Raw genomic sequence first — 15,193 nt, 5'->3', positions numbered from 1 at the left:
ATTAATAGACGAATCGGATTCCCACATTCCAAGCAGACCACGGGCATTGTCTACGTAAAGCAATAAACAGGATGCCATACCGAAGGAAAGGTCGAGTCGGTTCCGTAATCGCTCGCGCGGCGGTGGCGACATTGGCATGCGGAATGCAAGTGTGACATAAACCGTGCCTGCGCGGTGTCGGCTGCGTTTTCGAAGCAGACGGGCTCAGGAAATAAAAGCGAACAAGTGAGGCAAATACGATTGTGAACGAATCCGTCCCCATCAAACTGCTACTGGTCGAAGACGAGGACGATTTTCGTGAAACAACCGCGCGGTGGATGACTCGCAAAGGCCACGTCGTCGCTGAAGCGGCCAATGCTCAGGAAGCGTTCGCATTATTCGACCGACAGCATTTTGACGTCGCAGTCGTCGACATGAACATGCCGGGGATTTCGGGGATTGAGCTGCTGCAACGAGTCAAAGCGGACAACGTTGAGACCGAAATTATCATTCTCACAGGCCAGGGCACAATCGATTCCGCCGTGCAGGCGATGAAGATGGGCGCGTGTGACTACCTGACGAAGCCGTTTCCACTGGCGGATCTTGAACAACGCTGCCGTCTGGCGTGGGACCGAGGTCAGTTGCAGAAAGAGAATCGTCAACTGAAGGCTGTGATTAAGCGGCAACAACCGTCTTCCCGAATGGTGGGCGAATCGCCGCAGATGAAAGAAGTCTTTCGGCTGATTGAACGAGTCGCTCCGACCGACAAGGCGGTCCTGATTCAAGGCGAGAGCGGCACGGGAAAGGAACTGGTCGCTCGAGCAATTCAGCAACAGAGTTCCCGTCCTGACAAACCGTTCGTCACAATCAACTGCGCCGCACTGCCGGAAAATCTGGTGGAGAGCGAGCTGTTTGGTCATCAGCGAGGTTCGTTCACAGGCGCGACAACGGACACACCCGGCCTGTTTGAAGTCGCCGACGGCGGCACGTTGTTTATTGACGAGCTGGGTGAATTGCCGCTGACGTTGCAGCCGAAGTTGCTGCGAGTTCTGGAGGACGGTTCGTTCCGTCGCGTCGGGTCACACAAAGAACGTCGCGTTGATGTTCGAATTATCGCGGCGACGAATCGCGACCTGGCTCATGATGTCCGCAGCGGCCAGTTTCGCGAAGACCTGTACTATCGAATTAACGTGATGTCTTTGAAACTGCCGCGTTTGTGCGAACGCGGGCGGGACGTGGATCGGCTGATTGATCACCTGTTGGGCGATGGCTGGAAGATCGAAGACGACGCTCGGGCTGTACTGGTGAATTTTCAGTGGCCGGGCAACGTTCGGCAGCTGATGAACACCCTGGACCGCGCGACTGTTCTGGCGGACAACAACACGGTAACGCTGGACGATCTGCCAGCGGAAATCATGGACAATTCCGTCGACAACGTGCCCCAGAGTTCACCGGACACGCTGCGTCTGGATGATATCGAGAAAGCTCATATCGTCGAAATCCTGGAACGTGAAGAAGGCAACAAAGCACGAGCTGCTCGGGCGTTGGGCATTCACCGCCGCAAGCTGTACCGGCTGCTGGAACGCTACAACCTTCACAAGCCTGAAGCCGTCTCAGACGACAGCTAGAGCAGTCTACTTTTTATTTTGAACGGCTCTGGCTCGTGTGAATCACCCCATCTTCCGAGACGCCAGTTCCGCGAGCGCAAGTCAACACGACTCGCTGTAGAGCAGGGCGTGCCGCGCGTTAACGCCCGAGCCGAGTGATCCGGGGCATTTTGCCCCGTTGAGGAAATGCGTCTCGGAATCCCCGGTTTTCCTCGTGAAACCCGCTGTGTGGCCGCTGATGCCGCTGTGGTACCGCCATTCTGGCGTCCCTTTGCTCACCGCTCCGCTGCGTGGGGCGATCCGCCCCAACCTGCGGGGCCCCGCAGATGTACACGCAAAGTCAATTGAATAAAGGACTTGCGCCTAGGAGACGGGAATGGCACGCTGTTCGCATTGTGAGTTATGCACTGGAAAAAGGATTCTCGGGTGAATCCTTCCCAATCATAGTTTTTTCCGGCGAACTGCCGGACTCAGTCTATAAGGAGAATGAGCAATGAAGTGTACGAGAAAGGCAAAAACGGGCTGGCTGGGGCTGGGAGTCATTGTAACGGCGGTCGCGACCGGAGCGATGTTTCTTGGCGGCGTCCCGTCTGAATCTCAAGCAACGGGGCTGACGACTTCCACCAGTGGAATGCCGTCCGCCATCGGATGGAATACGGGCGACAGCAACCCACACAACGTTCAACCAGTGGCTTTGGCCGAAGTGGATACCGCATCCAAGCGGCACGCCAATTCATTATCGCGAGCGTTTCGCGATGCGGCCACGGCGGTGATGCCGTCAGTCGTGACAATCCAGTCGCTGCCCGGAGAAGTTCCGGCGAGTCGTGGTGAAGCGGGCGAGCAGCAGATTCCTGAGGAACTTCGAAACAACCCGTTCTTCAAGCGATTTTTCGAGGGAATTCCGGAAGGAAGTTTAAGAAACCCTCGGCCACGCGGTAAGGCGGGCGCGGGCTCGGGCGTCATCGTAGACAGCAGCGGCATCATTTTGACTAACAATCATGTGGTGGACGGTGCGGGAAAACTGATTGTCAAACTTCACGACGGTCGCGAATTTGAAGCGGCGGAATGGAAAACTGATCCCATGACAGACATTGCCATTGTTCGAATTAAGGCGGAAGGCGATCTGCCCTCTGCCAAAATTGGCGACAGTGACGAAATGTTGGTCGGAGACTGGGTTTTGGCCGCTGGTGCTCCCTTCGGTCTGAAAGAAACAGTGACGGCCGGAATTGTGAGTGCAAAGTCGCGAGGCATCGGGATCACTGACCGGGAAGACTTCATTCAGACGGACGCAGCGATTAACCCCGGAAACAGCGGTGGACCGTTGGTGAACCTGGATGGAGAAGTCATCGGCATCAACACCGCGATATCTACCACGAGTGGCGGCTATCAGGGTGTCGGCTTCGCTGTTCCGATTAACCTAGCCCGCTGGGTCGGCGATCAACTGGTCAGCAATGGCACCGTGCAGCGAGCGTTCCTTGGTGTCGGTATTCAGCCGGTGACCAGCGTTCTTTCCGAAACGTTCGGACTGGAATCCGTCAAAGGTGCGGTCGTGACCGAAGTCCGCGAAGGCACTCCGGCGGCGAAAGCTGGTTTGCAGGCGGGTGACGTCGTAATTCGATTTGACGGTCTGGACATCAGCCAGCCGCGACATTTGCAGGCGGCCGTTGAACGAGCCGCGATGGATAAGCCCCACGACATCGTCGTTATTCGCGACGGCAAGGAAGTGGCTTTGAAAGTCAACGTGGCCACGATGCCAGACAACCTGTTGGCATCTAATTCAGGGTCAAATGGAGTGACAGATGGAACGAGTTCTCGATTCAACGACGTTGGCCTGGAGGTCGCTGGACTGACAGATGATGTCGCGGAACAGCTGAACATCGCCGGCGAATCCGGTGTCGTGATCACTGCCGTTAAGCCCGACAGTCCGGCTGCCAAAGCTGGACTACAGGAATCGATGGTGATCACCAGGGTCGGCAAATCGACAGTTGCGACCGTCGATGACTTTCGTAAAGCGATGGAAGACAAATCGCTGAAGGACGGCGTTCTAATGTTGGTAAAAGCGGGCGGAAGTTCGCGCTTTATCGTCGTTAAGAACTAAACCCTTATCAATATCCCAACCAGCCGTAAGACGCAAAGTTCGACCTCCAACTTTGCATCCTCGTTCGGCGGCTGGTTGGGTTTTCTTTGTTCAAACCTATTAGACCTTTGAGAAGGCAAATCGCAGGAGCGTCGCTAATCACAACAAGAGAATCGCGGCATAAACCATTTCAGAAGCAAAAGGACACATCATGATTGCCCTCATCAATGAGAATGAAAGCCTGAATCAGGCAGCGCATTATCCTGAGATTTATACTGGGATGCCCGTGCCGGAACGGCGTGAGATCGTGGAATGGCTGACAGAGAACGCCCCTACTCATCTGTGGAATGACGAATTCAAAGCTCGCAACGCTGCGAAGAAGATCATGACAATTCCGGACGATCTTCCCACGAACAGCCGGAAGGGGCGTGCGTCTGGTGGGCAGGACCTGTCTCGCTACTTCGGCGAATCGGCACAATTACCGCTTCTGACGCACGAGCAGGAAGTGTTCTACTTCCGCCGGATGAACTTCGTCCGCTGGCGAGCCGCGGAAGGTCTGAAGGAAATCAATACTTCCCGACCTTCACTCAAGGCTCTTCGAAAGATCGTGGCAGACCTGGAACAGGGAGATGCCGATCGCAATTTGATTGCGGAGCACAATCTTCGCTTGGTCATTCCGATCGCTCACCGATTGCATCTGCGATCGGAATCGGTGTGGGACTATATCAGCGAAGGCAACGCTGCGTTGTTGCGAGCGATCCGAGGATTCGACTACGGACGCGGATTCCGCTTCTCAACTTACGCAACATGGGCCATCGTAAATTCGCTGCAACGACTCGCCGGAAGGCAGCATCGCGAAGCTGTAAGGTTTACTCCAACAGACGGAATCATTTTTGACTCTGTTGAAGGCAGCCTGGAAAGCGAGACAGAAGAACAGATGCGTGTGCGTGTGGCTCGGGAACGGATTGCGGAAATGCTGGACGCACTCGACCATCGTTCACGATCTGTGATTGCGATGCGGTTTGGTATCGGAAGCCACGATCAGCCGAAGACGCTGAAAGAGGTGGGCGAATACCTTGGCGTGTCGAAAGAACGAGTTCGGCAGATTGAGAAGAAGGCCATCGATTCAATGATGGCCGTCGACGGGCAGAGCGTTGCGATGGGAGCGTAACGCACTGTCAGGGTGATCCTGCGTTGTCGGTCACTGGCCGACAACGCGGACAGAGGCCGCTTCTTCCTCAGTAATTAAACCGCGTTTGTGCAATGACTTCCGCAACAGTTTCAGATTCTTCACATTCGCTTTGAACGCTGCGTCGAACAGGTCGCCAGCCACCGGAACGGCTCCGATAACGGCGTCCAATCCGGTGTTTGCGATCATGCGAGCCAACGTGAATTTTGAAACGCCAAGGTGTCGAGCTTCGTTGATGATCCACGCGGACATCGCCGCCGTCACGAAGTCGCCGATTCCCGGAGCCAGACCGATAATTGTGTCCCAGCCAATGTTGTAGTTGGTGCCGGGAACGCGAATCGCCGTGTCGAGCCAGTCACCAAGCCGATTGACTCGCCGTAGTCGCCGGTGGATGCTGGCGTCGTCGTCTGTCGTCGGACGTGCTGTCGGTTCATGAGTAGCGGATGGCAGGACGGTGGCGTTCATAATGATATTCCGTTGAATTGGCTTGAGGTTGCCCCGCCTCAAGTTGCGAATGCCGTGCCATTCACGATCGAACGCACGCGGGTACTCCCACCAAAGTTTTTCGCAGGCGGCAGCGATAACCACGCGGCAAAGGTCGTTCAGCAGTCGGTGCGGTTGTTGGCCGACCGTTGCGGTGAATGTCAGATTTTATGGAGCGTGAAAGCGATGCCAGTGTTACCCCTTCACGGTCGTCCGACCTCAGCCGGTCGCAGCGCAGGCGTACTTCCACAGAGGTTGAGGCTCCTGAGAGGCCATATACATTTCACACGTGTGACCATACTTTCCCGTGCATTTCCGAGTCTGGCACACGCGTTGCACTAAGAGACGGCAGGCAGCACGCATCCTCCTTCACAGAAGGTGTCGAGTCCGCTGCCAAACCAATAAAACAACTTCGAAGGGAATGACCATGTCGACATATCAAAACAACACTCACAGCCTGGTAGTTGGGTACCTGTGCTGGATCTTCGGATTTATGGGAGCTCACCGCTTTTACTACGGCAAGCAGATTTCGGGTACTATCTGGTTCTTCACGCTGGGCTTGCTTGGTGTGGGCTGGATTATTGACCTCGTGCTGATGCCGTCCATGCATGCACAGGCAGAACGCCGCTACGCATCGGGCGAATATGATTACACAATCGCGTGGCTTCTGCTGACCTTCGTGGGCGTGTTTGGAATCCACCGCCTGTATCTGGGCAAGTGGATCAGCGGCCTGATCTGGTTGGCAACTGGTGGACTCTTCCTAGTCGGCTGGTTGTACGACCTGTGGACACTTAACGAACAGGTCAATGAAGAAAACCAGCACCTATCCTACCATCAGCACGACAACATGGTGATGGCGTAAATGTGGACAGCCAACGGAAGTAAGTTTGCGTGCTCCCGTCACGACTTGCTTCCGCTACTCATGGTCGACGGCGATCGTTTCAGCATAGGCCAGTTCACCCGTGCGGCCGTCAAAGTACTGGAAGATGACTTGCGGGTGAGGGTACGCAACCCATCGTTTATCACCCAGTTTCTTCGGCATGTTGAAGACGTTATTGATCTGGACGACGCAAAAGTGCGGATACAGACGCTCTAACCGAGGCAGGTCCGGGATGATGTAGCTGCTCCAGCGGATATCGCACTCTCGTGGTCCGAACTTGAACTTGCCCGTCGCCGGCCGGTCGCTTTCATCCAGTTTGGGAACGTGGTTGACGCTGTTGTGAGGACCGCAGCAGAACTCCCAAACGTCGTCCGTCACCTTAACGGCGAAGCTGTTGTGCAGGTCGCCCGTCATCACGAAGACCTTCTTCCCCAGCTTGTCCCATTCGTTGATGAGCATCTCACGTTCCGCGAAGAAACCGGTCCACGCCTCTTCTTTATTGGCCGCATCCGATTCGAATCCGCCGGCGCCGCTGTGAGGGATCATAAACGGGACGCTGGAGATCACAAAAAAGAAGTCGGCGTCGCTTTCCTTCATCGACTTCAGCAACCATTCTCGCTGAGGTTTGCCCAGCATCGAAACGCCGGCCTTGTCTCGTCGACGCACGTCGTGCATGTCGCGATCACCACGCGTGTCGACCAGAAAGAATTCGCAGTTGGAAACTTTGAAACTGCCGTAACTGCGGCGACCGATTGAATAGCTAAGGTCTGCATCATCGACTTTAGCTGGCATGTGCAGCTTTAGCGTATGAGCGTCTACGACCTCGACAATGTCGTAGACGTAAGAATTCTTGTTGCCGTCGTCGTTGTCGTAACGCATGTCGTTGGCACCGGCTTCCGGCGTGCCCCAGTGAACGTGCAGGTTCAGCATTTCCTGCAGTGGTAGCCTGGTGAAGTCGGTGGACGTGTCGACCAGCAGATCGCTGCCAGCCTTCATCTGGCCTTTTCCATAATGAATCGGATGATTATGAGCCATCGGATTGGCCCAACCCAGGTAATCCATCCATGCGCGAGTTCCAATGTCGCGAAAGACGGTGCGACGGTGTCGCTTTCCGGCTTCGGACGAGCCCCAGATGTCGTTTACCAGTTCATGATCGTCGAAGGTGAAAAAGCTGGGCACGTGCCGATGCCACTTCGCCAACTCAACGCCGCGGCTCAGGTACAGCTTGTAGTTTTCCCACACACCAACGATCGTGGGCATGACCTGTACCGTCATCGGAAACTGCGAAAGCCCCTGAACCAGCCGCCACGCTTCCGGCGGATATTCGCGAAGTTCTTCGTACAGCCAGTCGCCATTCATGATGTGAAAATGAACGCGATCAGCCCAGTCTCGATTCAGGTGTTCGTACGTTGTCGCCTGATGACCACCACCGTGCAGCGGGTTTTGGTTCGCGCAAGAACCAATCTGAAAGCGAAAGTTGAACAAGCCTTCCGGGTTATGTTCGGCGTTACGAGTGTCGGCGGCGGACGGCAGAGTGCGAAAGCTGCCGGGCAGTCCATGTGGTCGTTCGTTGACCCAAATCTGGTAGAAGTATTTCGTGTCGGACTTCAGATCTTTCAGAACAGCGACGCCCGTGTTGTCGTGATCGATCTTTGTAGTCGCTGCATCGCTCGTTTGATTCAGCTTTTCGGAATCCGTGCCGTAACGCACAATGAATTCGTCGGCGTCAGACGTTCGCCCCCAGACGGCCATGGAATGAGCGGTCGGCTGGCCCAGCATGGGGCCGTGAGTTAGCCGAATCGGATCTCGATCGGCAAACGCTGTTGAGCTCACAAGTAGACAAATCAGACTCACCACAATTTGCGATCGAACAGGCTTCATGCGAATCAGTCCTGGTGGCTACGGGAAAACTTGACGACATTCACACGCTCAGCAGCAAAGAAGCCCGGCATTGTCACAGACCGGGCTTCTTATTCGATAGCTCTATTCTTCTTCGGGGCGTGCTGCAGCGAATCTCGCTAACGTGTGGCCGCGGAACAATTGTTTCGAACGATGAAGTCTGATTCCCAAGAGCCCCAACCGTCCACAACAAAAGGGAAGCTGCTCTAAAACGGAGGATCTTCGTCGGATTCGAATGTTTCTCCGTACGGAACATCCTCGTCAGCCGCTGGTGCTGCAGAACTGTCGGCGCCGCCCAGAATTTTGAAACCGGTGGCTTCGGCACTAAGAAAATATTTCACTTCGCTGCTGGGGTCGCGCTGCCATTTCCGTCCACTTAGCCGAAAGCTGATTTCAACTTCGGCACCTTCGGAAAGCTGGTCAACATCGTCGCAGGCATCCTGAATAAAGTCGATCGGCAGGTAGTTGGTGAACCGGCCGTTTTCCTGTTCCAGAACCACCTGTCGTTTGCGAAACCCCTTTTGGCCGTACGTTTTGGTCTCATCAATAAAGTGAACTTTGCCTTCTGCCTTACCGTCGCTCATTTTTGTGCTGCTTCGTGTTCTCGTAGTTGTTTAAAAGCGGATCTTGCGGTGTTATGCGTGATGGTAAGGCCCGACGGATTGATTCACAAGTTGAGCGCGGAGGAAATATGGACGTTGAAGTAGTTGACGGCGACCTGCTCAACCAGAACGTGGACGTGATTGTGAATGCGTGGAACCGCAACATTATCCCGTGGTGGCTTCTGCTGCCTCAGGGGGTGTCCGGAGCGATCAAAAAACGCGGCGGCTACGCTCCATTCCGTGAACTTAGGAAAGCTGGCCCCATTCCGCTCGGCGGCGCAGTTCTCACCGGTGCCGGCAAACTTCCGTTCCAGGGCATTATCCACGTGGCCGGAATTAGCATGTGGTGGCGGGCCTCTGAACGATCGATTCGAGATTCCGTCCGCAACGCTCTGGCCCTTGCAACACAGCACAATTTTCAATCCATCGCGTTCCCGCTGATCGGAGCCGGCACCGGTGGGGGTTCGGAAGACAAAGTGCTGACGATGATGCAGTCAGAACTCGCCGAATGCAGTTTTGCCGGTCAGGTGCGAATCGTCCGTTTTCGAAATACGAACAACTAAAACACGCTGACAAGCTCAGTGTTGTCAGCGTGCACCAGCGAAAATTGGCGGCCTCCTGTCATCACGCTAAACTAGTCGGTTCATGGTGACCACGCCACGCTACGGTTTTTCCACAGTCAGCTTCCGTCGGTAAATCTTCTTGCCGTGAGCAATGTACAGCGTGCTGTGGTCCGGTCCGGCCAGCATGCAGGTTGTCAGCGGTTGGTCCGGATCGACTTTCGGCAGCACGCCGCACGGACGTCCGGTGGGATCGAAGACCTGGACGCCCAGGCTGCTGGTGACGTAGTAACGGCCCGCTTTGTCGACGGCCATTCCGTCGCCGCGAGACGTACTGCTGTAAGGTGGCGGTTCGTTAAATTGAAACTCGCCCCTGGGATCGATCGGCAAACGCATCGGCATGGTGGGCATCTTCGCGTCCAGCACTGCGCCGGAGTTGACTCGGAATGTCCACGTGTGAGTTCCACCGTAATCCGACACTGCCAGAGTTCCGCCATCGTTGGACAACGCAATTCCGTTGGGCTTGGTGATTCCCGTATCGCCGACCGTCACTTTGCCAGACGCGGGATCAATGCGAACGACTTCCGACTTGCCTGTTTGAGTGAACAAAATCAAACCGTCTTTCGTCACCGCCAGGTCGTTAGGCTTCACTCCTTCCGCCACGACTTTCACGTCGCCGGATTTCACGTCGATTGAGATCACTCGGTTTTTCGAACCCTGGCAGGCATACAACAACGAACCATCCGGGCTGAATTCCAAACCGCTGACGGATTCCTTCGAAATCTCCGTGCGGCTGCCGTCGGTGGCGTCGATGCGAATGACTGCCGGGGCACGCATGTCGCAGAAGTAAAGGTTGCCCGCTTTGTCGGCACAGAGGGCGTCTGCGAAGCCGAGGTCTTCGGCCACCAGTTCCCAGCCTTCGCCGGGGATAAGCAGGTTCAATAGAGTGAGATCGCCGCCAAGGTCTCCGCTGGTGTCGATTTTTGGTTCAGAAGTTTCTTTCCGCCACAGCCACTTCATGGCGTCGGGAAAACGGGCTCCGCCGAAGTCGGCATTGTGAGCGTAACCTTCGGCCTGATCGAAGCGGACGTCGTAGCCCATGTATTGCAAAGCCGACGCCATTCGCTGATTCGCCCACCACCAACTACCGAAACGGTTGTCCACGTCGCCACTGGTGTCGGCCATGTACATCCGAATGGGCTTCGGTTCTGTCTTGCGGACTAAAGCTGGATAGACGTTGCCACCTCGCAGGTTCGTGAAGCTGCCAACACTGGAAAACACCTTCCGAAAGTAGTCTGTGCGTTCCCATGCCGCGGTGAATGCACAGATGGCTCCGGAACTGGATCCGCCGATCGCGTGCATCTCTGGATCGTCGGAAATCGTGTATTGCTTCTTCACTTCCGGTATGATTTCTTCATGCAAAAAGCGAACGTAGCGGTCACCGAGCCCATCGTATTCGAAGCTGCGGTTGGAATGCCTGCCTCGTCGACGCGGTTTCGATTCATCGTGGCCGGGATTCAGGAACACGGCAATCGTGGGCGGCATGTCTCCGCGAGCGATTAGGTTGTCGAAGACGGTCGGGATGCGCCATCGGCCCTTGACGTCGCGCATTCGTTCGCCGTCCTGAAACACCATCAGGGCAGCGGGTTGTTCGGGTTTGTATTGAGCGGGCACGTACACCGACCAGTCGCGAGTTGTGCCGGGGAAGATTTCGGACTTCCACGGCTCCATCTGTTCAACTTGGCCCTGCGGCACACTTTCGTTGACGACGGCGTCCGGGTGAGGCGTCCATTCCGGTTTGGTGTTGACGATTGGCATGTTGGTGGATTCGGCATCGTCATCCCAAAGCCACTTCAATGCGTTGGGCAATTCTTCGCCCGCCCATTTGCCGCTGTGGCCGCCGTCGGTCATAACCAACTTGTAGGTGTAGCCAGCAAACTGCAGAGCGGCCGCCAGATCTTTGTTGCCCAGTGGCCAGTTGCCGTGCAGGTTGTCCAGATCATCTTTGCCTTCCTGCAAATAGACCTTGATCGGTTTCGGTTGATCCTGAGTTTTTCGAACCAGTCCCGGATACGCCCAGCCGCCACGAATGTTGGTGTAGCTGCCGATGTGGCTTAGCACTTTGCCAAACTGTTCTGGCTTTTCCCACGCCACGGTGAATGCACAAATGCCACCGGACGAAATTCCGCAGACGGCTCGCCTGGCCGGATCGTCAGAAACCTCCAGGCCCTTGAGAGCGACCGGAAGAAATTCGTCGACAAGAAAGTTGGCGTAGCGATCGCCCAACGAATCGTATTCGAAGGATCGGTTGCTGCGATTTTTGGCACCTTCCATCGTCGCGGGAATCGTTCCCGGATTAACGAACACGGCGATGGTGACGGGAACTGCCTTCTGGTGGATGAGATTGTCCAGCACGATGGGAACTCGAAACGCCCCCTTCGGCCGCGCGTAGCTTGCACCGTCCATGAACACCATCAGGTTCGCCGGTTGATCGGCCTGATACTGAGCGGGCACATACACGCTGTAGTCGCGTTCGGTGCCATGAAAGACTTTGCTGTCAGTGAAGGTTCCCGACGTGACTTTGCCTTCCGGCACGCCCGGCTGCCGCACTCGATCGCCATCGTCCTGCCCGACCACGCGATCCGGCGCAGCGGCCACGATCAACAGAAAACACGCTGCCAGGGAAAATGCCGTTCGGTAAAATCGTCGTATCATCAGGGACTCCGGTTTGTGAGTTCGCATTCAATGATCGTACGGTAACCATTGGCACCGTAGAAACACAAACGGAGGGCGACAATTGCTGCGCGAAGGTGCGGGCGTTTTTCACGCGTTCGGAGGCAAGAGTGCGAAGCAGCCCGCGAATTGCACGACCACCAAGCTGCGCAAGAATTGCGAATGTATACGGCGCCGTCCTGAACACTCAGCTAGCAAATTCGCGGCAACATGGCTCCTGTGGGTTCGTCGACGGGTTGTTCGACGCCCAGCAGTCTTGTGATTGTTACCGGCGAGATCGTTTTGGGTTGGACTGTTCCAATGCGAACGGCACCCTGCGTCTGCGGGCACGACTTTAGGGCGGCCAAGGCTTCCGCTTCGTTTGTTGGATCCACAGCAACGACCATGGTGCCTTCGTTGGCGATGTAAAGCGGGTCCATGCCCAACAATTCGCACGCTCCGCGCACTTCGGCCGTGACGGAGATGAGTGATTCGGAAAGCTGCATGGTTAGCTGGGCAGCGTCTGCCCATTCATGCAAGACGGCCGACACGCCGCCTCGCGTTGCATCGCGAATCGCTCGCACCCCGCTGCCGACGGAATTCAGCAACGCCGCGACCGCTTCATGTAGCGGGCCGGAATCGCTTTGTGGTGGCGGGGACAGAGCCAGTTTTTCGCGAGCGGTCAGCACCGCCATACCGTGACTGCCGATGGGACCGGAAACGATGATAGCGTCACCCGGATGAAGACTGCTCGGGCCACTGGGCGCGTCGGAGCGAAGCTCTCCTATTCCCGTGGTGTTGATAAACAACCCGTCCATCGCACCGCGGGGGACGACTTTGGTATCGCCGGTCACGATCTCGACATCGCAACGCTTCGCCGCGGCAGACATATTGGCGAGGATTTGGTCGAGTTGCTGAAAAGTGAAGCCTTCTTCAATGATCAATGCAACGCTCAGCCACTTTGGAGCAGCCCCCGAAACTGCGAGGTCGTTGACGGTGCCATAGACCGCCATCGAACCGATGTCGCCGCCAGGAAAGAACAGCGGCGAAACAACAAAGCTGTCTGTCGTGATCGCGATTCGGTCGGTCTGGATACTCAGTTGTGCCGCATCGGGCAGTGACTCGAGTTGCCGACTGTGAAAGTTCGGCAGGATGTGGCGGGCGATAAGCTGTCGAGTGGCGCGGGCACCTTCACCATGTGCCAATGACACGCATTCGGCCGAAGGAGACGACGGCAGCGCGCATCGCACAGACTGTGTTGGTTGGCCTTCGCTATCGCTCATCGTGATGCCGCTTGTATGAGAAAGGTAACACGCTCGCAGCATTGCACCGCCCCTTCCCGCAATCGATACGGGAGGGGCAATTCAATGTCGCGGATGCTGAAAACTTACATCGCTCATCCCTCGGCAAGTAAACGTCTAGCTGTTGAGCCGCGATGTAATCTCGTCAGCAATGCTGTCCGCGGGAACTCGAACCTGTTCCAACGTGTCTCGATCGCGGATCGTCACGGTGCCGTCCGTCATCGTGTCGCCGTCGACCGTGATGCAGTACGGCGTGCCGATTTCGTCCTGCCGACGGTAGCGACGACCGATCGCTCCCTGCTGATCGAACTGACAGCTTAGCCCGGCTGCCTTCAACGCGCCGAAGATCTCAGTCGCTTTTTCCGGCATGCCTTCTTTTTTGATCAGAGGGAACACGGCGGCTTTTACGGGAGCCAGTCGCGGATGGAACTTCATCACAACCCGTTCCTGCATCGCTCCCTTTTCATCGGGCTGCCTGTCTTCGTGATACGCTTCGCAAATGAACGCCAAAGTCGCTCGATCCGCGCCGGCCGATGGTTCGATCACGTGAGGAACAAAGCGTTCTTTGGCCTGATCGTCAAAGTAGCTCAGATCTTTGCCACTGCCGCGATATTTTGGCTGACCGTGTTCGTTGAGTTCCACTTCCAGTTCGCCGGCCGCGTTCTTGGTTAGCTTGCCATCGATGTGTGAACGCAGGTCGAAGTCGCCTCGATGAGCGATCCCTTCCAGTTCACCAAATTCGCCGTCATCCAAAAACGGAAACGCATATTCGATATCCGCGGTGCCGACGGAATAATGAGCCAGTTCTTCTGCATGATGGTCGCGTAGAATGATGCGATCTTTGCTGATGCCCAAATCCTGGTACCACTGATACCGTCGATCGCGCCAATACGTGTACCAGCCGGACGATTCGTCGGGGCGACAGAAGAATTCGATTTCCATCTGTTCGAATTCACGCGAACGAAACGTAAAGTTGCGTGGCGTAATTTCGTTACGGAAACTTTTGCCAACCTGGCAAATCCCGAACGGCAGTTTCACTCGACTGCTGTCCACCACGTTCTTAAAGTTCACGAAGATTCCCTGAGCCGTTTCCGGGCGAAGATAGGCAGCATCGTCGTCTGTGCCCAGAGCACCGATGACAGTCTTCATCATCAGGTTGAACTCTCGCGGTTCCGTCAGAGTTCCCGCTTTGCTGGCTCCGGGAGCCACCACTTGATTGAACTGAGCGACGTCAATCGTGTCGAGCGTGGTTGTCGGGCCATCCCATTGAAGCTTGTCGGCGTACTTCTTTTTCTTGCCAAACGCTCGCAATGCTTCTGCTGTTAAGTCGGCGTCGAAGTCTTCTTCGGTAGAGGTCACCATCACCTTCGACAATTCAGCGCCGGTTTCGTCCTGTTTGACGGTTTCACCATCGAACACGACCCAGCGACATCGAAGCTGGTCCAGACGGTAGCGGCTTTTCGTTTCGCGACAGTCGACCATCATGTCATGAAACAGGTCGTAGTGACCGGAACACTTCCACACTTGTGGATTCATGATCAGCGATGTTTCGACACCAACCATTTGGAACCGTGACGGTGCGGCCTCGGGTTTCAGCAGCTCGTTATGAGCCGACACCATGTCGTGATACCAACTGTCTCGCACATTGCGTTTTAGAGCCGTCCCAAGAGGACCGTAGTCCCAGAAGCCGTTGTAACCGCCGTAGATTTCGGAATTCTGAAACACAAAACCACGTCGTTTGCACAACGCAACAATCTTCTCCATCGAACGACTCATGAACGTCAAACCTTCAAATCAATTGAGATGCCCCCGCTGGGTGCGGCGGCGAAAAACGCCCAGCCATCAAAGCTTGGACCGGCCGGATTGTAGAGAGGGCGCACAGCCCCGCAAAGCACAGAATCACT

The 15,193-nt window shown here is 55.8% G+C and carries 11 protein-coding genes; 5 read left to right on the top strand and 6 right to left on the bottom strand.

The features are described 5' to 3' along the window. Window positions 1–242 precede the first annotated feature (242 nt). From Fuma_RS05325 to Fuma_RS05315, 3 genes are all read left to right on the top strand, one after another. Window positions 243–1,607 (top strand): sigma-54-dependent transcriptional regulator, encoded by a 1,365-nt coding sequence (locus Fuma_RS05325; protein WP_229360847.1) that lies wholly within the window; start codon window positions 243–245, stop codon window positions 1,605–1,607. Window positions 1,608–2,079: 472 nt separating this feature from the next. Then, window positions 2,080–3,684 (top strand): Do family serine endopeptidase, encoded by a 1,605-nt coding sequence (locus Fuma_RS05320; RefSeq protein WP_077023226.1) that lies wholly within the window; start codon window positions 2,080–2,082, stop codon window positions 3,682–3,684. 190 nt (window positions 3,685–3,874) lie between these two features. Then, entirely contained in the window at window positions 3,875–4,834 is a 960-nt protein-coding gene (locus tag Fuma_RS05315) for a sigma-70 family RNA polymerase sigma factor (protein WP_077023225.1), read from the top strand. A 30-nt stretch (window positions 4,835–4,864) separates the two neighbouring features. Here the strand turns inward: Fuma_RS05315 and Fuma_RS05310 are convergent, their stop codons facing one another. Further along, the gene (locus Fuma_RS05310; RefSeq protein ID WP_083732542.1) at window positions 4,865–5,317 is read right to left on the bottom strand and encodes a DUF4112 domain-containing protein; all 453 of its coding nucleotides are present in this window, start codon (window positions 5,315–5,317) and stop codon (window positions 4,865–4,867) included. 445 nt (window positions 5,318–5,762) lie between these two features. Between Fuma_RS05310 and Fuma_RS05305 the strand changes: the two genes are divergently transcribed. Beyond that, window positions 5,763–6,197 (top strand): NINE protein, encoded by a 435-nt coding sequence (locus Fuma_RS05305; RefSeq protein WP_077028121.1) that lies wholly within the window; start codon window positions 5,763–5,765, stop codon window positions 6,195–6,197. 54 nt (window positions 6,198–6,251) lie between these two features. On the opposite strand, the gene Fuma_RS05300 is transcribed toward Fuma_RS05305, so the two are convergent. Continuing rightward, window positions 6,252–8,096 carry an alkaline phosphatase D family protein gene (locus tag Fuma_RS05300; RefSeq protein WP_077023224.1) on the bottom strand — a complete coding sequence of 615 codons (1,845 nt, stop codon included), beginning with the start codon at window positions 8,094–8,096 and terminating at the stop codon, window positions 6,252–6,254. Between the two features lie 224 nt (window positions 8,097–8,320). Continuing rightward, complete coding sequence (locus Fuma_RS05295; protein WP_077023223.1) at window positions 8,321–8,698, bottom strand: DUF3127 domain-containing protein; 378 nt, start codon at window positions 8,696–8,698, stop codon at window positions 8,321–8,323. Between the two features lie 107 nt (window positions 8,699–8,805). Here Fuma_RS05295 and Fuma_RS05290 point away from each other — a divergent pair, with 107 nt between their 5' ends. Then, a complete protein-coding gene (locus Fuma_RS05290; RefSeq protein ID WP_077023222.1) occupies window positions 8,806–9,279 on the top strand; it encodes a macro domain-containing protein in 474 nt (157 codons plus the stop codon). 99 nt (window positions 9,280–9,378) lie between these two features. On the opposite strand, the gene Fuma_RS05285 is transcribed toward Fuma_RS05290, so the two are convergent. The 3 genes from Fuma_RS05285 to Fuma_RS05275 all read right to left on the bottom strand — a co-directional run bounded on the left by Fuma_RS05285 (window position 9,379) and on the right by Fuma_RS05275 (window position 15,065). Then, window positions 9,379–11,991, bottom strand: a complete 2,613-nt coding sequence (locus tag Fuma_RS05285; protein ID WP_083731817.1) for an alpha/beta hydrolase-fold protein — start codon at window positions 11,989–11,991, stop codon at window positions 9,379–9,381. Between the two features lie 209 nt (window positions 11,992–12,200). Beyond that, entirely contained in the window at window positions 12,201–13,271 is a 1,071-nt protein-coding gene (gene hypE / locus Fuma_RS05280) for a hydrogenase expression/formation protein HypE (RefSeq protein ID WP_077023221.1), read from the bottom strand. Window positions 13,272–13,406: 135 nt separating this feature from the next. Next, a complete protein-coding gene (locus Fuma_RS05275) occupies window positions 13,407–15,065 on the bottom strand; it encodes a glycine--tRNA ligase (RefSeq protein ID WP_218922394.1) in 1,659 nt (552 codons plus the stop codon). Window positions 15,066–15,193: the final 128 nt, after the last annotated feature.

It is taken from the genome of Fuerstiella marisgermanici, assembly GCF_001983935.1.
Lineage (GTDB): Bacteria > Planctomycetota > Planctomycetia > Planctomycetales > Planctomycetaceae > Fuerstiella > Fuerstiella marisgermanici.
This window is presented reverse-complemented; position numbering and strand designations above follow the sequence as displayed.